Origin of the sequence: Pseudomonas sp. NY15364, from assembly GCF_048068235.1 — a bacterium.
Classification (GTDB): Bacteria; Pseudomonadota; Gammaproteobacteria; order Pseudomonadales; family Pseudomonadaceae; genus Aquipseudomonas; species Aquipseudomonas mendocina_D.
Genome location: NZ_JBLUPX010000020.1, coordinates 41,150 through 59,271, shown reverse-complemented (window position 1 = coordinate 59,271; position 18,122 = coordinate 41,150). Strand labels below are relative to the sequence as shown.

The 18,122-nt window shown below is 63.0% G+C and carries 17 protein-coding genes; 12 read left to right on the top strand and 5 right to left on the bottom strand.

Annotated elements, in window-relative coordinates:
• Positions 1–178: 178 nt before the first annotated feature.
• The 7 genes from ACNFCJ_RS16695 to ggt all read left to right on the top strand — a co-directional run bounded on the left by ACNFCJ_RS16695 (position 179) and on the right by ggt (position 7,124).
• Complete coding sequence (locus ACNFCJ_RS16695; RefSeq protein WP_416772520.1) at positions 179–1,609, top strand: coniferyl aldehyde dehydrogenase; 1,431 nt, start codon at positions 179–181, stop codon at positions 1,607–1,609.
• 42 nt (positions 1,610–1,651) lie between these two features.
• Positions 1,652–2,197: a twin-arginine translocation pathway signal protein gene (locus ACNFCJ_RS16690; protein ID WP_416772518.1), complete on the top strand. Its 546-nt coding sequence runs from the start codon at positions 1,652–1,654 to the stop codon at positions 2,195–2,197.
• A gap of 168 nt (positions 2,198–2,365) precedes the next feature.
• On the top strand, positions 2,366–3,958 hold the full coding sequence (locus ACNFCJ_RS16685; RefSeq protein ID WP_416772517.1) for a GMC family oxidoreductase N-terminal domain-containing protein: 1,593 nt from the start codon (positions 2,366–2,368) through the stop codon (positions 3,956–3,958).
• Between the two features lie 67 nt (positions 3,959–4,025).
• Entirely contained in the window at positions 4,026–4,331 is a 306-nt protein-coding gene (locus tag ACNFCJ_RS16680) for a phosphopantetheine adenylyltransferase (protein WP_416772516.1), read from the top strand.
• A gap of 77 nt (positions 4,332–4,408) precedes the next feature.
• Positions 4,409–4,891 carry a pantetheine-phosphate adenylyltransferase gene (gene coaD / locus ACNFCJ_RS16675; protein ID WP_416772514.1) on the top strand — a complete coding sequence of 161 codons (483 nt, stop codon included), beginning with the start codon at positions 4,409–4,411 and terminating at the stop codon, positions 4,889–4,891.
• A gap of 191 nt (positions 4,892–5,082) precedes the next feature.
• Positions 5,083–5,334 carry a YfhL family 4Fe-4S dicluster ferredoxin gene (locus ACNFCJ_RS16670; protein ID WP_004373873.1) on the top strand — a complete coding sequence of 84 codons (252 nt, stop codon included), beginning with the start codon at positions 5,083–5,085 and terminating at the stop codon, positions 5,332–5,334.
• Positions 5,335–5,441: 107 nt separating this feature from the next.
• On the top strand, positions 5,442–7,124 hold the full coding sequence (gene ggt, locus ACNFCJ_RS16665; RefSeq protein WP_416772513.1) for a gamma-glutamyltransferase: 1,683 nt from the start codon (positions 5,442–5,444) through the stop codon (positions 7,122–7,124).
• Positions 7,125–7,133: 9 nt separating this feature from the next.
• Here the strand turns inward: ggt and ACNFCJ_RS16660 are convergent, their stop codons facing one another.
• The 5 genes from ACNFCJ_RS16660 to ACNFCJ_RS16640 form a co-directional block, all read right to left on the bottom strand.
• Complete coding sequence (locus ACNFCJ_RS16660; protein ID WP_416772512.1) at positions 7,134–8,969, bottom strand: Na/Pi cotransporter family protein; 1,836 nt, start codon at positions 8,967–8,969, stop codon at positions 7,134–7,136.
• A gap of 88 nt (positions 8,970–9,057) precedes the next feature.
• Complete coding sequence (locus tag ACNFCJ_RS16655; protein WP_179574732.1) at positions 9,058–9,390, bottom strand: multidrug transporter; 333 nt, start codon at positions 9,388–9,390, stop codon at positions 9,058–9,060.
• Positions 9,391–9,466: 76 nt separating this feature from the next.
• A complete protein-coding gene (locus tag ACNFCJ_RS16650; RefSeq protein ID WP_416772510.1) occupies positions 9,467–10,045 on the bottom strand; it encodes a lysophospholipid acyltransferase family protein in 579 nt (192 codons plus the stop codon).
• Between the two features lie 111 nt (positions 10,046–10,156).
• A complete protein-coding gene (gene mutM, locus ACNFCJ_RS16645) occupies positions 10,157–10,969 on the bottom strand; it encodes a bifunctional DNA-formamidopyrimidine glycosylase/DNA-(apurinic or apyrimidinic site) lyase (protein ID WP_416772509.1) in 813 nt (270 codons plus the stop codon).
• 97 nt (positions 10,970–11,066) lie between these two features.
• The gene (locus tag ACNFCJ_RS16640; protein ID WP_416772507.1) at positions 11,067–11,933 is read right to left on the bottom strand and encodes an HDOD domain-containing protein; all 867 of its coding nucleotides are present in this window, start codon (positions 11,931–11,933) and stop codon (positions 11,067–11,069) included.
• Between the two features lie 138 nt (positions 11,934–12,071).
• On the opposite strand from ACNFCJ_RS16640, the gene ACNFCJ_RS16635 reads away from it, so the two are divergent.
• The 5 genes from ACNFCJ_RS16635 (at position 12,072) to ACNFCJ_RS16615 (ending at position 17,939) form a co-directional block, all read left to right on the top strand.
• Entirely contained in the window at positions 12,072–13,271 is a 1,200-nt protein-coding gene (locus ACNFCJ_RS16635; protein ID WP_143505181.1) for a class I SAM-dependent rRNA methyltransferase, read from the top strand.
• 270 nt (positions 13,272–13,541) lie between these two features.
• A complete protein-coding gene (locus ACNFCJ_RS16630) occupies positions 13,542–14,660 on the top strand; it encodes an ABC transporter ATP-binding protein (RefSeq protein ID WP_416772506.1) in 1,119 nt (372 codons plus the stop codon).
• A gap of 22 nt (positions 14,661–14,682) precedes the next feature.
• Complete coding sequence (locus ACNFCJ_RS16625; RefSeq protein WP_143505183.1) at positions 14,683–15,756, top strand: ABC transporter substrate-binding protein; 1,074 nt, start codon at positions 14,683–14,685, stop codon at positions 15,754–15,756.
• A gap of 85 nt (positions 15,757–15,841) precedes the next feature.
• On the top strand, positions 15,842–17,077 hold the full coding sequence (locus ACNFCJ_RS16620) for an ABC transporter permease (RefSeq protein WP_256835361.1): 1,236 nt from the start codon (positions 15,842–15,844) through the stop codon (positions 17,075–17,077).
• A gap of 7 nt (positions 17,078–17,084) precedes the next feature.
• Positions 17,085–17,939: an ABC transporter permease gene (locus tag ACNFCJ_RS16615; protein ID WP_143505185.1), complete on the top strand. Its 855-nt coding sequence runs from the start codon at positions 17,085–17,087 to the stop codon at positions 17,937–17,939.
• Positions 17,940–18,122 lie beyond the last annotated feature (183 nt).

Genomic DNA, 18,122 nt, shown 5'->3' with positions numbered 1-18,122 from the left:
AGCCGAGGCAGTCAGCGCAAGGCAAAAACAGGCGAAAAACGGTCGGAGTCGCGCTCGACTTTACAAGTTGTAAATGAGCATTTTGATCGGACTCGCGCACGAGCCTGTTTTTAACGCAGCGATGACAACGCAGATAGTTTTTCAACAGCCTGCCCGCTGGAACGTCGAGGAGAAACCCATGGTCGCCGACATCGCCTACCTGCAGCAGAGCCAACAGCAGATCAACCAGCTAGACGCCACCTTCGCTCTGCAGCGCGCGGCTTTCGCCGCCAACCCGATGCCCTCGGCCGAACAACGCATCCAGTGGCTGAAATCCCTCAGCGAGCTGCTGACCGAGCAGCAGGATGCGCTGATCGCGGCGATCTCTGCCGACTTCAGCAATCGCTCGGCCGACGAGACCCTACTCGCCGAGCTGATGCCCAGCCTGCATGGCATCCATTACGCGTCCAAACGCATCAGAAAGTGGATGAAGCCTTCGCGGCGCAGCGTCGGCCTGCAGTTCATGCCCGCCTCGGCCAAGGTCATCTACCAGCCGCTGGGCGTCGTCGGCATCATCGTGCCGTGGAACTACCCGCTGTTTCTCGCCATCGGCCCGCTGACCGGGGCGCTGGCCGCCGGCAACCGGGTGATGATCAAGATGAGCGAGTCCACCCCGGTCACCTCGCAGTTGGTCAAGGATCTGCTGGCGCGCATTTTCCCCGAGGATCTGGTCAGCGTCGCCCTGGGTGAAGCGGAAGTCGGCATAGCCTTCTCCAAACTGCCGTTCGACCACCTGCTGTTCACCGGCGCCACCAGCATCGGCAAGCACGTGATGCGCGCTGCCGCCGAAAACCTGACTCCAGTGACCCTCGAACTGGGCGGCAAGTCACCCGCCATCGTCAGCGCCGACGTACCACTGGCCGACGCTGCCGAGCGCATCGCCTTCGGCAAGACCCTCAATGCCGGGCAGACCTGCGTGGCGCCTGACTATGTGCTGGTGCCGCGCGATCGCGTCGACGGTTTCGTCGCCGCCTACCGCGAGGTGGTGCAGCGCTTCTACCCGCAGCTCAAGGACAACCCCGACTACACCGCGATCATCAACGAGCGCCAGCTGGCCCGCCTGACCGGCTACCTGCAGGACGCCCAGGCCAAGGGCGCGCGCGTTATCCCGCTCTACCCCGAGGCCCAGGGCCGGCGCCTGCCGCAGAGCCTGGTGCTGGACGTCAACGACGACATGAAGCTGATGCAGGACGAGATCTTTGGCCCGCTGCTGCCGGTGGTGCCCTACGACCGTATTGAAGATGCCTTCGCCTACGTCAACGCGCGGCCACGTCCGCTGGCGCTGTACTACTTCGGCTACGACAGGCGCGAGCAGCAGCGCGTGCTGCACGAGACCCATTCCGGCGGCGTGTGCCTGAACGACACCCTGCTGCACGTGGCCCAGGACGACATGCCGTTCGGCGGCATCGGCCCCTCCGGCATGGGCCATTACCACGGTCACGAAGGCTTCCTGACCTTCAGCAAGGCCAAGGGCGTGTTCATCAAGCAGCGCTTCAACGCCGCGCGGCTGATCTACCCGCCCTATGGCAAGGCGATCCAGAAGCTGGTCTACAAGCTGTTCGTACGCTGAACAACGCGGGCAGCGCCCGTTTTACGCCTGGTGACAACAACAATGAACGACACCCCCCTGAACACGCCGCAGCTTTCGCGGCGCAATCTGCTCAAGGTCGGCCTGCTGGGCACGGCGCTGCTCGGCACTGCCGGGCTGACCGCTACCTTAAGCGGCTGCTCGGCCAGCACGCCGGCCAGCGGCTACCTGATCCTGCGCAGCAGCGACCTGCCATTTCTGCGCGCGCTGATCCCGGTGATGCTCGACGGCGCCGTCAGCGCCGAGCAGATGCCGCAGGCCATCGACGGCACACTCAAGAGCCTCGACACCAGCCTGGCGCACCTGTCGCCGGCGATGCTGAAACTGACCGTGCAACTGTTCGATGTGCTGGCCCTGCCCATCAGCCGTGGCCCGCTGACCGGGGTATGGGGCAGTTGGGACAACGCCAGCGCCGACGACGTGCGCAACTTCCTCACGCGCTGGCAGAACAGCAGCCTGAGCTTGCTGCGCATGGGCCACGCCTCGCTGCTGCAGCTGGTGATGATGGCCTGGTACAGCCGCCAGGAGGCCTGGGCCCATTGCGGCTATCCCGGGCCGCCCACCGTATAGCGGCTAGCTTCAGCCCACCAACAGCGACCGGCCTTGGTGGGCTGAAGCCCACCCTACAGCTGCTCCCACAGGATGTGAGCCGCTTGTGTAGGAGCGGATTTATCCGCGATCCAGGCGAGCACCAAACTCGTGACTACAGACGGCCCTGCTACAAGAAGAGAAAGTCAAATGCCCGTACCTGATTTGTTCAAACAAGGCCTGGCCAGGGGTTGGAAGACCCACGACGGTTCACGCCTGGAAAATGACCTGACGCTGGAGGCCGACGTCGCCATCGTCGGCAGCGGCGCCGGTGGCGGCACCACAGCGGAAATCCTCAGCGCTGCCGGCTACAAGGTGCTGCTGATCGAGGAAGGCCCGCTGAAGACCAGCGACGACTTCAAGATGCAGGAAGCCGAGGCCTACCCAACCCTCTACCAGGAGGGTATCGGTCGCATGAGCAAGGACGGCGCCATCACCATCCTCCAGGGCCGCGCGGTCGGTGGCACCACCCTGATCAACTGGACCAGCAGCTTCCGCACGCCGCCACAGACCCTGGCGCATTGGGCCGAGGTCCACGGCGTGAAGGGCCATGACGTCGAGTCCATGGCACCCTGGTTCGAGCAGATGGAACAGCGCCTGGGCGTGGCGCCCTGGGCGGTACCACCGAATGCCAACAACGAGGTGATCCGCACTGGCTGCGACAAGCTCGGCTATCACTGGGCAGTGATCCCGCGCAACGTGCGTGGCTGCTGGAACCTCGGCTACTGCGGTATGGGCTGCCCGACCAACGCCAAGCAGTCGATGCTGGTCACCACCATCCCCGCGACCCTGGATGCCGGCGGCGAGCTGCTCTACCTGGCCCGCGCCGACAAGCTGGTGATCGAGGGCGACAAGGTGGTCGGTATCGACTGCCTGGGCATGGACGAGCGCTGCGTAGCGCCCACCGGCAAGCGCATCCGGGTCAAGGCGCGGCATTACGTGCTGGCCGGCGGCGGCATCAACACCCCCGGCATCCTGCTGCGCTCCGAGGTGCCCGACCCGCACAAACGCGTCGGCCGGCGCACCTACCTGCACCTGGTGAACTTCTCCGCGGCGCAGTTCGAGCAGGTGATCAATCCCTTCTACGGCGCGCCGCAGTCGCTCTACTCCGATCATTTCCAATGGGACGACGGCACCAGCGGGCGGCTCTCCTACAAGCTGGAAGTACCTCCGCTGCAACCGGCGCTGACCGCCACCCTGCTCGGAGAGTTCGGCCGCGAGAACGCCCTGCGCATGGAACAGTTGCCGCATACCAACGTGATGCTCGCCCTGCTGCGCGACGGCTTCCATCCGGACAGCGCCGAAGGCCGTGTGGAACTGCGCGGCGACGGCAGCCCGGTGCTCGACTACCAGATGACCGACTACACCTGGGACGGCGTACGCCGCGCCTTCCTGACCATGGCCGAAATCCAGTTCGCGGCCGGGGCCAAGGCGGTGATGCCGATGCATGCCGATGCCGGCTACGTGAGAACGTGGAAGGAGGCCAAAGAACTGATCGAACAGCTCGATCTCGCGCTATACCGCACCCGCCTCGGCAGCGCCCACGTCATGGGCGGTTGCGCAATGGGCGAAGACCCGCAGCAAGCAGTGGTCGACAGCCTGGGCCGCCACCATCAGCTCGATAACCTGTCGATCCACGACGGTTCGCTGTTCCCCACCAGTATCGGCGCCAACCCGCAGCTGTCGATCTACGGGCTGACCTCGAAACTGGCCACCTTGCTGGCCGAACGGCTGAGGGCCTGAGATAAGCAAACTGATCACCTTTTTCCTGCTGGTAGCCGGGGTCATCCACCTGCTGCCAGTGGTCGGCGTGCTCGGCGGTGAGCGCCTCAATGCGCTGTATGGCATCGCTCTGGATGAGCCCAACCTGCAGATCCTCATGCGCCATCGAGCAGTGCTGTTCAGCCTGCTCGGCGCCCTACTGATAGCAGCGGCGTTCGTTCCGGCGCTACGCAGCGCGGCCCTGACCGGCGGACTGATCAGCGTGCTCGCATTCCTCCTGCTGGCGTGGAGCGCGCCCGTCTACAACGAGGCTTTGCGCCGCGTGGTGATCGCCGACTGGATCGCCCTCGCCTGCCTGATACCGGCACTGCTGCTGCACCTACGCAGCCACTGAGCTTTCGTCACGCTTGGCCGCAAGGGAAACGCTGCGCTACCATCCGCGACTCTTGCCGCCTCGAACAGGACGAAGCGATGAATCGAGTGTTGTACCCGGGTACCTTCGACCCCATCACCAAAGGCCATGGCGATCTGGTCGAGCGCGCCTCGCGGCTGTTCGATCACGTCATCATCGCTGTCGCCGCCAGCCCCAAGAAGAACCCGCTGTTCCCGCTGGAACAACGTGTCGAGCTGGCCCGTGAGGTGACCAAGCATCTGCCGAATGTCGAAGTGGTGGGTTTTTCCTCGCTGCTGGCGCACTTCGTCAAGGAACAGAACGCCAATGTCTTCTTGCGCGGCCTGCGTGCGGTGTCGGACTTCGAGTACGAATTCCAGCTGGCCAACATGAACCGCCAACTGGCGCCGGACGTCGAGAGCCTGTTCCTCACCCCGTCGGAGAAGTACTCCTTCATCTCCTCGACCCTGGTGCGCGAGATCGCCGCCCTGGGTGGTGACATCACCAAGTTCGTTCACCCCGCCGTGGCCGACGCGCTGAACGAGCGCTTCCGCAAGCATTAAAAGCAGGGCGGGAGAGGGTAAAAGCGGCGCCACGATTCATTACCCCTCCCCCGCCCCTCTCCCGTAAACGGGAGAGGGGAGCAAAGCGCTTAACTGACCAGGCTAATAGCACAAGGCTCGCCAATCCGGCACAATTCGCAGCATCGTTGCCCGTAAAGTGTCGAAGCCAGCGCCTCGACAGGAGTTGCCCCATGTCCCTGATCATCACCGACGATTGCATCAACTGCGACGTCTGCGAACCCGAGTGCCCCAACGGTGCCATTTCCCAGGGTGAGGAGATCTACGTGATCGACCCCAACCTATGCACCGAATGCGTCGGCCACTATGACGAGCCGCAATGCCAGCAGGTGTGCCCGGTGGACTGCATCCCGCTCGACGAGAACAACGTCGAGAGCAAGGATGAACTGATGCAGAAATACCGCATCATCACCGGCAAGGCCTGATCCACCCCGGGAGGCTCCAGGCCTCCCGCTTCCTCCGCGCCGTTCTGCCCTCCTCTGAGCAAGGCTGTTAAGCTTCCAGCCTCCCTCAGCCGCCCCTGGTAGATCGCATGTTGCGCAAACTCCTGCTATCGACCCTGCTGCTCGGCGCCAGCCTTCTCGCCCAGGCCGCTCCGCAGCAACCCGCCATTGCCACCGCTCACCCAGCGGCGACCGCTGCAGCGCAGCAGATGCTCGATGCCGGCGGCAACGCCTTCGATGCCGCCGTGGCAGCCAGCGCCGCACTCGCCGTGGTCGAACCCTATGGCTCAGGGCTTGGTGGCGGCGGTTTCTTCCTGCTACGTACTGCCGGCGAAACGCCTGGCTACGACTTCCTCGATGCCCGCGAACGCGCGCCCCTGGAGGCCAAGCCGGACCTCTATGTCCGCGATGGCAAGGTACAGCGTGAGCTGTCGCTCAACGGTGCGCTGGCCGCTGCCATTCCGGGGCTACCGGCGGCGTTGGTCGAACTGGCCGAAAAGCACGGCCGCCTGCCGCTGAAAACCAGTCTGGCTCCGGCAATCCGTCTAGCCAGTGAAGGCTTCGCGGTCGACCGTGTCTACCGCGAGCGCGCAACCTGGCGCCTGGCCGTGCTGCGTGACGATGCCGAAAGTGCCAAGCTATTTCTCGACCAGGGCGAAATTCCCGCCGAGGGCCATCTGCTGCGTCAGGCGGATCTGGCTGCCACTCTGCAAGCGCTGGCCGAACATGGCCGGGAGGGCTTCTATACCGGCCCGATAGCCGAGCGCCTGGTCAGAGGCGTGCGCCATGCCGGCGGCATCTGGTCCGAGGATGACCTGCGTGAGTACCGTATTGCCCGCCGAGCGCCACTGCGCTTCCCCCTGGAAGATGGCCGCGAGCTGATCAGCGCACCGCCACCCTCGGCTGGCGGCATAGCCCTGGCGCAAAGCTTGGCGATACTCGAACAACTGCCCTGGCGCGACGCCGAGCCCGTACAGCGCGTGCATTACGTGGTCGAGGCGCTGCGCCGCGCTTATCGTGACCGCGGCCTGCTGGGCGACCCCGACTTCATCAAGAATCCCGTAGAGCAGTTGCTGTCGCCAGGGCATCTGGCCGTGCTCGCCGGCAGCATCAACCCCGAGCAGGCGACCCCCAGCTCGAGTCTGCCGCCTGCCGGCACCTGGCACGAAGGCGACCACACCACTCACTTTGCCGTACTCGATGCCGAGGGCAATGCTGTCGCTGCAACGCTGTCGATCAACCTGCCGTTCGGCGCCGCCTTCACCGTGCCCGGCACTGGCGTGCTGCTCAACGACGAGATGGACGACTTCGCCGCAGACGTCCAGGGCGCCAACGCCTATGGCCTGGCCGGCAGCCAGGCCAATACCATCGCGGGCGGCAAACGCCCGCTGTCATCCATGAGCCCGAGCTTCATCGAAAGCAGCGACGAATTCACCGCCTTCGGCACCCCCGGCGGTAGCCGTATTCCAAGCATGGTGCTGCTGTCGATGCTCGAATACCTGGACGAGAAGCCCATCGAGCGCTGGCCCGCGGTGGCGCGCTACCACCACCAGTTCATGCCCGATGTGATCGAGCATGAGCCGGATACCTTCAGCGATGAACAAGTCGCCGAGCTGCAGCAGCGCGGCTACGAACTCAAACGCCTGGATCGGCAGTACGGCAACCAGCAGGTGCTGTTCTGGGACAAGGTCAGCGGCGAGGTACAGGCGGCGAGCGATCCACGCGGGATAGGCTCCTCTGTTCCAGAAACAACGAGCGAAGGAGCAGAATGAATGATCGAATCAGGAGAACCTGATCAGACTCTCCTGTTCGTCACCGAACTTGCGCAGCTCCCGGAACAAGGCCTGCTCGCTGCCCAGCATCAGCACGTTGCGCAGGCTCTGGAAGATGCGACTGACGTAGCCCAGGTCATTCATCAGCGAGCTGGTCTGCAGGCCGTCGAGATGGCCGTAGCGTACCTCAGCGAACAGCCGTTGGCGGAACTGCGCATCAAAGCTCGCCGCCTGCTCATCCAACCACCGCAGGCGTGACTGCCACATTTCGTCAGGCATGTCCGAGCGTGCCAGCTCGCGCACCTCGTGCAGAGTCGTCAACAGATGACGACGCAACTCCACATAGGCATCGCGCGCCGCCGACGGTGGCGCATCGAGGTAATGGCCAAGGTTCTTCTGCAGGTGCTTGGCATCCTTGACCGCATCTACCAGTTGCAGCGCCGCCAGCTGGCAGCTGACCCAGAACTGCTGGTGCGCTTCATCCATGGGCAAGTCCATGCGCCCCATGAAGCTCAACAGATCGCCATACACACCCTTGATGTGAAACTGATACAGGTGCTCGGCATCGAGGCCACCCGGTGCGGGCTTGGCCTGCAACACCCGCTCATCCCCTTTGGCCTGCGCCAGTTGATCGACCGGCAGATACAGGGCATGGCAGATCACCTCCAGGCTCAAGCGGCCAAGATGCCCCAGCTCCTGCACCACCGCGCCGGATGCTGCATCGACCGAATCCAGAGCGCGCTCGTTCAGATAGCGGGCGCGGGTACGCTCGGGCTCGGTCACCTGCTCGGACGCCAGTTCGGTAATCAATACCTGCGGCTCGACTCTGTCCGGCAGCCAACGAATCAAGTACTGAGCCAGGCGCCTCTGAAGTGGCCAGAACAGCGCCACGCCCATGGCATTGAACAGGGTGTGGAACATCGCCAGCTGAATCAGGCTGTTCTCGCCAAGGCCCAATGGCTCGGCCAAGACATGCACCAGCCAGGTCAGCGGACCGAGCAGACAGAAGGCGATAACGCCGGTGGTGATGTTGAACAGCACATGGGCCAGCGCCAGGCGCTGGCCGTTGCGGTTACCGCCGAGCGAGCCGACGAAAGCGGTGGTCACGCTGCTGCCGATATTCGAGCCAATGGCGATGGCCAGGCTCTGACCGAGCTCCAGCTGGCCGCTGGCCAGCGCGGCAAGAGTCAGCATCAGCGTGGCGTGGCTCGATTGCAGCACCACGGTAATAGCCATGCCGATGGCGGTGAACAGCAGCGCCCCACGCAGCCCGCCTTCCTGCAGGCCGGTCATGTCCAGACCATCGCCAAAACTGGCGAAACCTTCCTTGATCTGGTCGATGCCGAGAAAGATGAAAGCGATACCCAGCACGATACGTCCGGCAGCCTTGCTCTTGGGCCCGAAGAAACCGGCCAGCACACCGAACACCAGCAGCGGCAGGGCCAGCGGACTCAGGCTGAGATTCTGCCCGGCGAGTGCCAACAACCAAATGCCGCTGGTGGCGCCGAGATTGGCACCGAACAGAATGGCGATACCGCCGGCCAGCTGGATCAGGCCGGTACTGATAAAGGCGATGGTCAGCAGCGATACCAGGGTGCTGGACTGCAGCAACAGGGTGCCGCCGACGCCGAACAACAGGCTCTTGAAGGGCGTGGACGTACTGCGCCCGAGTATCTGCTCCAGCTTGCTGCCTGCCAGCTGACGCAGACCGTCTTCCAGGCACTGCATGCCAAACAGGAAGATCGCCAGCCCGGCGCAGAGTTGCAACCAGCCCTGGCTGAACCAGAACGAGGCGATCAGCCCCGACACCACCAGCAACAGCATCACCCAGCGCAGGGACTTCATTACCACCGCTTCTTCCTTTTCTCGGCGTTCAAACGTAAACAGCCCCTGGCTCGTTACCGAGCCAGGGGCTGCCAGAACTGCATTTTAATTATTGGCGCTGGTTGTAACCATCCCCAGTACAACCCAGGCAGCGTACGAACGCTGCTTTCCCTGGCTCGACAACCAGAGCCTTGCCAGCCGCACCAATACCCCCGCCCATTGCGGAGAAAGGCAAGGAAACCACAAATAGTCCAGCGCCAAGGACTGTTGCACCGATCAACAGAGGACGAGCAATCACCAAATCAGCTGCCATGGAAAAAGCACCAGGTGCTTCAACTGTATATAGCGGGTCACCACTGACGTTTTGTTGTGCCTGCGCCGGCAATGCCAACAAGCCCATAAGCAGCGACATGGCGGCTGCGGTCATGCGGAACGGGTTCATAGTGCAGTCCTTCAAATTATTCGGGAAAGTGCCATTAACTATAACAGCGCATTGGTAATTGTCAGCGTGACGGACGTCAATCGCCGTGAAAGGCGTATTCCGGCTTTTTCGGTACATAAGGACGAAAGAACACCAGCATCGTGGCCAGATCGGCCTTCTCGTCACCTGTTGGCTGAAAAGTCGGGCCGATCACCACGCGACGGTTCTGGTAGTCCAGCGCCCCGAGCACGATGGGCACGCCTGCGCCCAGAGCTATATGGTAGAAGCCCATCTTCCAGCGCTCGACCTTCTTGCGTGTGCCCTCGGGCGAGAGCACCAGAATGAACTCGTCATGCTCACGAAAGGCCTGAATGGCCTGTTCGACGGTATTCAACTGACGATCCCGACGAATCGCGATACCGCCCCAACTGCGCATCAAGCCACCGAAAGGCCAGCGGAAGATGCTGTGCTTGCCGAACCAGCGGGCGTTGAGGCGCAGCACGAATTTCAGCGCGATGAAGATCACAAAGTCCCAATTGGATGTGTGGTGGGCGCCGATGGCGACGAACTTGTCGAGCTTGGGCAACTCGCCCTCGATACGCCAGCCCATCAGTTTCAGCACGCTGCGCCCCAGCCATTCGGCGGCCGGATTGGGCGGCAAGTAGTTACCGGACATCGATCAACCTCGGTATTTCTTGTTCTTGTATCGGTGTAGGGCGGGTGCAACCCGCCATTGGCATTGCGGCGGGTTGCACCCGCCCTACGGTTTGATCAGGCGCGGGCTCGCTCAGCGTTGGCACTTGGGACAGTACACACTCGCGCGCTGGCCCAGCTTGACCTCACGCAGCGTGCTGCCACAGACCTTGCAGAACTCGCCGCCGCGACCATAGGCGAACAATTCCTGCTGGAAGTATCCGGGCTGACCATCGCCACCGACGAAGTCGCGCAGCGTGGTACCACCACGCTCGATGGCATGGGCGAGGATGCGTTTGATCTCCTCGGCCAGGCGCAGGTAACGCGCACGCGAGACTGAGCCAGCCTCGCGGCGTGGATCGATGCCGGCAGCGAACAGCGCTTCGGTGGCGTAGATGTTGCCCACGCCCACCACCACGGCGTTATCCATGATGAACGGTTTGACCGCCATGCTGCGCCCACGCGACATCTGGAACAGACGCTCACCGTCGAACAACCCGCCCAACGGCTCCGGCCCGAGTTTGCTGAGCAATACGTGAGTCAGCGGGTCCTCACTCCACAGCAGTGCACCGAAACGCCGCGGATCGGTGTAACGCAGCGCCAGGCCCGATTCCAGTTCGATGTCCACATGCTCATGCTTGGCCGCAGCCAGGCCACATTCGACCAGGCGCAGACTGCCGGACATGCCCAAGTGACTGATCAGACTGCCGACTTCGGCCTTGATCAGCAGGTACTTGGCACGCCGCTCGACGCACTCGATTCGCTGGCGGGACAAACGCACGTCCAGGTCTTCGGGGATCGGCCAACGCAGGCGGCGCTCACGCACGATCACGCGGCTGACGCGTTGGCCCTCCAGATATGGGGCGATACCGCGGCGGGTAGTTTCGACTTCGGGTAATTCAGGCATGGCTATACGGCAGCAAAACGGCGGTGCGCCACCTTAGCAGGAGCGACCCGCAAAGCGGTAGAGCGCCGCCGCGCGAACGCTGGCACAGCGCGAGGACTCAGAGCACGGCTAGATCGCGGATGCTCTCTCGCAGGTTTTCGAAGTCGTACTCCGAGAGCCCCACATACTCCAGGATCGGCTGCGAAATGTACTGCCACTCCATGTCGACGGCCTGCCCCCCCAGCACACGATGGCTTTCGCAGATATGCTCGGCCATCTTCAGGATGCCCAGCAGCGTCTTGAGCTGCGCTTCGCGTCCGGAGTCATCGCTGAAGATCGACAGGGCGTTGTGGTGGTTGGCGATGACCTCGCACAGGTGCCCCGGCAACCGCCAGGAACGCGCGGTGAAGTAACCCACTACCGCGTGGTTGGTGGTCAGCAGACGGTTCTCGGTATCGACCACACGACGCTCGTCGCTGGCACTGGCGTAGGCTTCCTCCAGCACCTGCATGTAATTGGGGAAGCGCTTGAGCATCAGCGGAATGCCGCAGTCGTGGAACAGCCCCAGGCTGTAGGCCTCGTCAGGCGAGTGATAACCGAGGCGCTTGGCCAGGGTCAGGCAGGTCATTGCCACATCCTGGGCGCTGTCCCAGAAACGGTTCAGCACCAGGATCGCCTCGTCGGTCAGCTCACCTTTGATCGACTGCGCGTTGATCAAGTTGATCACGGTGTTGCAACCCAGCAGGTTGACCGCCTGCTGGATCGACGCGATGCGATTGGCCAGGCCGAAATGCGGGGAGTTGACGATTTTCAGCAACGCGCCGGACAACCCCGGGTCCTGGCTGATCAGCTTGGCGATGCTACGCAGATCCGGACTGGGCATGATCTGCTCCATCTGCAGGTCGACCATGATCTGCGGTTGCGGCGGTACGCTGATCCCCTGCAGGACTTGCTGGATCTGTTCGGCGGTGAGTTCGTAGGTCATGGAAAGGGGATCGTGCAGGATGAGAAGTAGAGCACAGTCTAGCCAAAGCACCGACCTGCTCGCAGCCGACTTTTGTAAACGCCGGCCCGGCGCGCAAACCGCTATAATCCCGCTCTTTTCCCCGCGGAGCCCGAACTCATGTCTTCCCTGCCCAGTCTGCGCCTGAAAGCCAACGCCGACCGACGCCTGCGCGCCGGCCACCTGTGGGTATACAGCAACGAGATCGATGTCGCTGCCACCCCGCTGCATGGTTTCGCTGCGGGCGACCAGGCCGTCCTGGAAGCGGCCGGCGGCAAGCCGCTGGGCATCGTCGCCATGAGTCCGAACAACCTGATCTGCGCCCGCCTGTTGTCGCGCGACGTCAAGCACGTGCTGGACAAGTCCCTGCTGGTGCATCGCCTCAACGTCGCCCTGAGCCTGCGCGAGCGCCTGTTCGACCAGCCCTGCTACCGCCTGGTGTACGGCGACTCCGACCTGCTGCCGGGGCTGGTGGTCGACCGTTTCTTCGACATCCTCGTGGTCCAACTGGCTTCCGCCACCATGGAGGCGCACAAGGATGACGTGCTCGCCGCGCTGATCCAGGTGTGCAAGCCCAGCGGCATCCTGTTCAAGAACGACTCCGCCGCGCGTGACGCCGAAGGCCTCGAGCGCTACGTCGACACCGCCTTCGGCGTGGTGCCGGAGTGGGTAGCGCTGGAAGAGAACGGCGTTAAGTTCGAAGCCCCGGTGATCGAAGGACAGAAGACCGGCTGGTTCTACGATCACCGCATGAACCGCGCGCGTCTGGCGCCCTACGTCAAAGGCAAGCGCGTGCTCGACCTGTTCAGCTACATCGGCGGCTGGGGCGTGCAGGCCGCGGCGTTCGGCGCCAGCGAAGTGTTCTGCGTGGACGCCTCGGCCTTCGCCCTCGACGGCGTGGAACGTAATGCCACGCTCAACGGTTTCGCCGAGAAGGTCACCTGCGTCGAAGGTGATGTGTTCGCCGCGCTACGCGAACTGAAATCCGCAGAAGAGCGCTTCGATGTGGTGATCGCCGACCCGCCCGCGTTCATCAAGCGCAAGAAGGACATCAAGAACGGCGAAGCGGCCTATCGTCGTCTTAACGAAACCGCCATGCGCCTACTGAGCAAGGACGGCATCCTGGTCAGCGCCAGCTGCTCCATGCACCTGGAGGAAGACAACCTGCAGAACATCCTGCTGACCAGCGCTCGCCACCTGGACCGCAACATCCAGTTGCTCGAGCGCGGCGCCCAGGGCCCGGATCACCCGGTACACCCGGCCATCAATGAGACCCGCTACATCAAGAGCCTGACCGTTCGCCTGCTGCCCAACAGTTGAGCAGCCTGCACCTGCCGAGTGCGTTTCGGCAGGTGCCCCCTCTCTTCCCGCGCTGTTACCTCCTCCCACACCCCGCCTCGCATCTCGCCCAGCATGGACTAGGCTTGAGCATGCATAGCAGAGCGCTATCAGGCAGTCAGCCGTAATCTGGCTTGCTTATTGCTTTTGCCTATCGCCATAACGATCGCCTCCCACGAAGGGGGTGAATCGACTCAGAAGTTGGAGCCTTGGCCACGAGCTGACTCCACATTGCGGATAGCGGGGAGGACTATGACTGCGCAGGCTGGGAACGACGCGTTCCTGCGATTCACCAACGTCAAGAAGACCTACGATCACAAGACCCTGGTGGTCAAGGACTTCAACCTCAATGTGGCCAAGGGCGAGTTCATCACCCTGCTCGGCCCCTCCGGTTCCGGCAAGACCACCTGCCTGATGATGCTAGCCGGCTTCGAGGACGTGACCAGCGGCGAGATCCTGATCAACGGCCGCAACGTCACCAGCATCGCCCCCTATGATCGCAACATCGGCATGGTCTTCCAGCAGTACGCGCTGTTCCCGCACATGACCATCCGCGAGAACCTGGCCTACCCGCTGAAGATCCGCAAACTACCCAAGGACGAGATTCGCGCCAAGGTCGAGGAGTACCTCGCCTTGGTCGAACTGCAGGCCTTTGGCGGTCGCTACCCCGGCCAGCTCTCCGGTGGCCAGCGCCAGCGCGTGGCCCTGGCCCGCGCGCTGATCTTCGCCCCGGACATCGTGCTGATGGACGAGCCCCTCGGCGCGCTGGACAAGAAGCTGCGCGAGCAGATGCAGTTCGAGATCAAGCGCCTGCACGAGCAACTCGGTTTCACTGTGATCTATGTGACCCACGACCAGACCGAAGCGCTGACCATGAGTGACCGCATCGCCGTGTTCAACAACGGCGTGGTGCAGCAATGCGCGCCGCCCCACGTACTTTACGAGCGCCCGGCCAACATGTTCGTCGCCGACTTCATCGGTGAAAGCAACAAGCTGCCCGGCGTGATCGAGAGCGTTGGCGAAGAGCGCGTCGAAGTGCGCCTGCAGGATGGCGGCCTGGTCAGCACCCTGAAGGCCACCTGCACGGAAATCGGTCAACCCACCACCGTCTCGGTGCGCCCGGAAAAACTCAACTTCACCGACCGCCTTGGCGCCGCCGGCAATCAGGTCAAGGCCCGCTTCGTCACCCGCCACTACGTCGGTGAATACATCCGCTACCACTTCGAAACCGCCAGCGGCAGCGAGCTGGTGGTGAAGAACCTGAACGACAGTTCAGCCCCGCAACTCAGCACTCAGGAAGAGGTCGCCCTGGCCTGGCTGCCGGAAGACAGCCAGGCCCTGGATCGATCGGAAGTCCCCACCCACAACTAGTAGAAGCAAATGGAGCACAGCAATGGCTAGATCACTGACTACCAGCGTTTCCACCTTCGCCCTGGTGGCGGCACTGGGACTGGCAACGGGCAGCGCCACCGCCCAGGACAGCCTTACCGTGGTTTCCTGGGGCGGTTCATACGGCGCCGCGCAGAAGAAACACGTCATCGACCCGTACCAGGCGGAATCCGGCGTCAAGGTACTGTTCGAGGACTACTCGGGTGGCGTTGCCGAGATCAAGGCTCAGGTCGAATCCGGCAACATCCAGTGGGACGTGGTTGACTTCGAAGTGATCGACCTCGAGCGCGCCTGCTCCGAAGGCTTGCTGGAAACCCTCGACCACAGCGTGTTGCCGGCCGGCATCGACGGCACCGCAGCAGCACAGGACTTCATTCCCGAAGCACTGGCAAGTGAGTGCGCGGTGGGCAACATCGTCTGGTCGGTGGTGTTCGCCTTCAACGACAACACCATCGGCGGCACCAAGGCCACCAGCATTGGCGACTTCTTCGACACCACCAAGATCCCTGGCAAGCGCGCCATGCGCAAACGCCCGCAGGTGAACATGGAGTGGGCGCTGATGGCCGATGGCGTTGCGCCTGAGGAAGTCTACGAAGTACTGGCCACGCCGGAAGGCCAACAACGCGCCTTCGACAAGCTGGCCAGCATCAAGAAAGACATCGTCTGGTTCGACTCTTGGTCGCAAGCGCCGCAACTGCTCAACGACGGTGGCGCGGTACTGGTGCAATCGGCCAACGGCCGCTTCTACGACGCCATCGTGCAGGAGAAGAAACCCTTCGAAATCGTCTGGGACGGCCACGTCTACGACCTCGACGCCTGGGCCATCGTCAAAGGCTCGAAGAAGAAAGACCTGGCTATGGAATTCATCAAGTACGCCACTGGCTCCAAGCCGCTGGCCGGCATGCCGGACGTCGCCTACGGCCCGACCCGCAAGTCGTCCATGCCACTGGCTGACCAGAACGCTGCGCCGCACCTGCCGACCGCCCACCTGGACAAAGGCATCCAGGCCGGCTCCGAGTTCTGGGCTGACTATGGCGAGTCGCTGGGCGAGAAGTTCAACGAGTGGCTGTTGAAGTAAAGGCCATCAGCTCCCCTCTCCCACAAGTGGGAGAGGGAGCTACTGATCGACACTTGCTGTGCGCCCTGTTTTACGGAGTAACACCTTGTCATCCCTGACCACCAGCGAAGCCGGCCAAGCCGCCAGCGCCCGTCGCAAGAAACGCCTCGCCGCCTTTCTCTTCGTGGTGCCGCTGCTGCTGTTCATCATCGTCACCTTCGTCGCCCCCATCGGTACCATGCTGTGGCGCAGCGTGTATCACCCGACCGTGGCCGAACTGATTCCGCAGACCCTGGCCGAGCTCGAACGCTGGGACGATCACAAGCAACTGCCGGACGAGAAGACCCTGCAGGTATTCGTCAGCGAACTGCACGCGCTCAACGAGCAACGCCTGTCAGGCAAGCTGTCCGAGGAGTTCAACCGCGCCTATACGGGCATGTCCAGCGTGGTCAAATCCACTGCACGGCGCATTGGCCGGATGGATGCCGAAGCGCTTTCCTCCGAGGGCGTCGAAGCCCTGCTCGCCAGCCATCGCAACTGGAGCAAACCCGAGCTGTGGTACGCCATCGAGCGTTCCGGCAAGGTCTACACCTACGACTACTACCTGACGGCTCTGGATCTGGAACTGCACCCCGACGATGGCATTCAGGTGCGCCAGGACACGCAGATCTACCTGCAGCTGTATACCAAGACCCTGAACATGGCGCTGGTCATCACCCTGCTCTGCGCCCTGCTCGGCTACCCGCTGGCCTACTACCTCGCCGGCCTGCCGTCGAACCGCGCCAACCTGCTGCTGGTGCTGGTGCTGCTGCCGTTCTGGACCTCGCTGCTGGTGCGCACCACTTCATGGATCGCGCTGCTGCAGACCAACGGCGTGATCAACTCCTTCCTCATGGGCATCGGCCTGATCAGTCAGCCCTTCGAGATGCTCTACACCTCGTTCGCCACCGTGGTGGCGATGACCCACATCTTGTTGCCGTTCATGATCCTGCCGCTGTACAGCGTGATGCGCGGCATCGACCCCAGCTATATGCGCGCCGCGCTCAGCCTGGGCGAAAAACCGATCCCTGCGTTCGCCCGCATCTACTTCCCGATGACCTTGCCAGGGCTCAGCGCCGGGGCGTTGCTGGTGTTCATCATCTCGGTCGGCTACTACATCACGCCGGCATTGGTCGGTGGCACCGACGGGCAGATGATCAGCAACATCATCGCCTTCCACATGCAGCGCTCGAACAACTGGGAGCTGGCCGCCGCGCTGGGCTCGCTGCTGCTCGGGCTGATCCTGCTGCTGTACTGGGTGTACGACCGTTTCGTCGGCGCCAGCAACATAAAGTTGGGATGATGAGACGATGAAGATCCCCGCCTACTACGGTTTCTGGCACCACCTCGGACACTGGCTACTCAAGGCCAGCTCCTGGCTGGTGTTGCTGTTTCTGATCCTGCCGATCCTGGTGATCGTGCCGCTGTCGTTCAACGCCGAGCCGTTCTTCAGCTTCACCGAAGGCATGCTCACCCTCGATCCCGAGGCCTATTCGCTGCGCTGGTACCGGGAGATATTCAACGATCCGAAATGGATACTGGCGATCAAGAACAGCTTTTTCATCGGCATCCTCTCGACCATCCTCGCCACCATTCTGGGCACCTGCGCCGCTATAGGCCTGGCCCGCGATGAGATGCCGTTTCGCCGCTTCATCACCGCCCTGCTGCTGTCGCCGATGATCGTGCCGCTAATCATCACCGCCGCCGGGATGTTCTTCTTCTACTCCAACCTGGGCCTGGCTGGCGGCTATCTGGGTGTGATCCTGGCGCATGCGGCGCTGGGCACGCCCTTCGTCATCATCACCGTCACCGCCACCCTCACCGGCTTCGACTACAGCCTGGCACGCGCAGCGCTGAACCTCGGCGCCACGCCGATTCGCGTGTTCTTCGACGTGATCATGCCGCTGATTCGCCCCGGCGTGATTTCCGGCGCACTGTTCGCCTTCATCACCTCGTTCGATGAAGTGGTGGTGATCCTGTTCATGGCCGGGCCACAGCAACGCACCATTCCGCGGCAGATGTTTTCGGGCCTGCGCGAGCAGATCAACCCGAGCATCCTGGCCATCGCCACCCTGCTGATTCTGGTGTCCATCGCCCTGCTGGTTACCATCGAACTGTTGCGCCGCCGCGCGGAGCGCATGCGCGGGATCGAAATACCGCACTGAGACGCCGCCACGACTGCGAGCGACCGGCAGCCTTTCCCCGCCCGCCTCGGCGGGCGTAGAATCAGCGCATTCCTCGCCAGAAATCCTCCGGCGGGCCTGTGAGCCCCGGCCGTACGAACGGTGATCCCGTTTCGTCATGCAGCCTCCTGACACCGCGGCGATCTGCCGCTCGACGACGCTCAC

What these genes read in the sequence shown, in the direction of transcription:
- ggt (WP_416772513.1), top strand. Translation starts at nt 5,442, where the DNA reads ATGTTGCGCAAACTCCTGCTATCGACCCTGCTGCTCGGCGCCAGCCTT.
- ACNFCJ_RS16650 (WP_416772510.1), bottom strand. Translation starts at nt 10,045, where the DNA reads ATGTCCGGTAACTACTTGCCGCCCAATCCGGCCGCCGAATGGCTGGGG.
- mutM (WP_416772509.1), bottom strand. Translation starts at nt 10,969, where the DNA reads ATGCCTGAATTACCCGAAGTCGAAACTACCCGCCGCGGTATCGCCCCA.
- ACNFCJ_RS16615 (WP_143505185.1), top strand. Translation starts at nt 17,085, where the DNA reads ATGAAGATCCCCGCCTACTACGGTTTCTGGCACCACCTCGGACACTGG.
- ACNFCJ_RS16695 (WP_416772520.1), top strand. Translation starts at nt 179, where the DNA reads ATGGTCGCCGACATCGCCTACCTGCAGCAGAGCCAACAGCAGATCAAC.
- ACNFCJ_RS16635 (WP_143505181.1), top strand. Translation starts at nt 12,072, where the DNA reads ATGTCTTCCCTGCCCAGTCTGCGCCTGAAAGCCAACGCCGACCGACGC.
- ACNFCJ_RS16660 (WP_416772512.1), bottom strand. Translation starts at nt 8,969, where the DNA reads ATGAAGTCCCTGCGCTGGGTGATGCTGTTGCTGGTGGTGTCGGGGCTG.
- ACNFCJ_RS16630 (WP_416772506.1), top strand. Translation starts at nt 13,542, where the DNA reads ATGACTGCGCAGGCTGGGAACGACGCGTTCCTGCGATTCACCAACGTC.
- ACNFCJ_RS16625 (WP_143505183.1), top strand. Translation starts at nt 14,683, where the DNA reads ATGGCTAGATCACTGACTACCAGCGTTTCCACCTTCGCCCTGGTGGCG.
- coaD (WP_416772514.1), top strand. Translation starts at nt 4,409, where the DNA reads ATGAATCGAGTGTTGTACCCGGGTACCTTCGACCCCATCACCAAAGGC.
- ACNFCJ_RS16640 (WP_416772507.1), bottom strand. Translation starts at nt 11,933, where the DNA reads ATGACCTACGAACTCACCGCCGAACAGATCCAGCAAGTCCTGCAGGGG.
- ACNFCJ_RS16670 (WP_004373873.1), top strand. Translation starts at nt 5,083, where the DNA reads ATGTCCCTGATCATCACCGACGATTGCATCAACTGCGACGTCTGCGAA.
- ACNFCJ_RS16685 (WP_416772517.1), top strand. Translation starts at nt 2,366, where the DNA reads ATGCCCGTACCTGATTTGTTCAAACAAGGCCTGGCCAGGGGTTGGAAG.
- ACNFCJ_RS16655 (WP_179574732.1), bottom strand. Translation starts at nt 9,390, where the DNA reads ATGAACCCGTTCCGCATGACCGCAGCCGCCATGTCGCTGCTTATGGGC.
- ACNFCJ_RS16690 (WP_416772518.1), top strand. Translation starts at nt 1,652, where the DNA reads ATGAACGACACCCCCCTGAACACGCCGCAGCTTTCGCGGCGCAATCTG.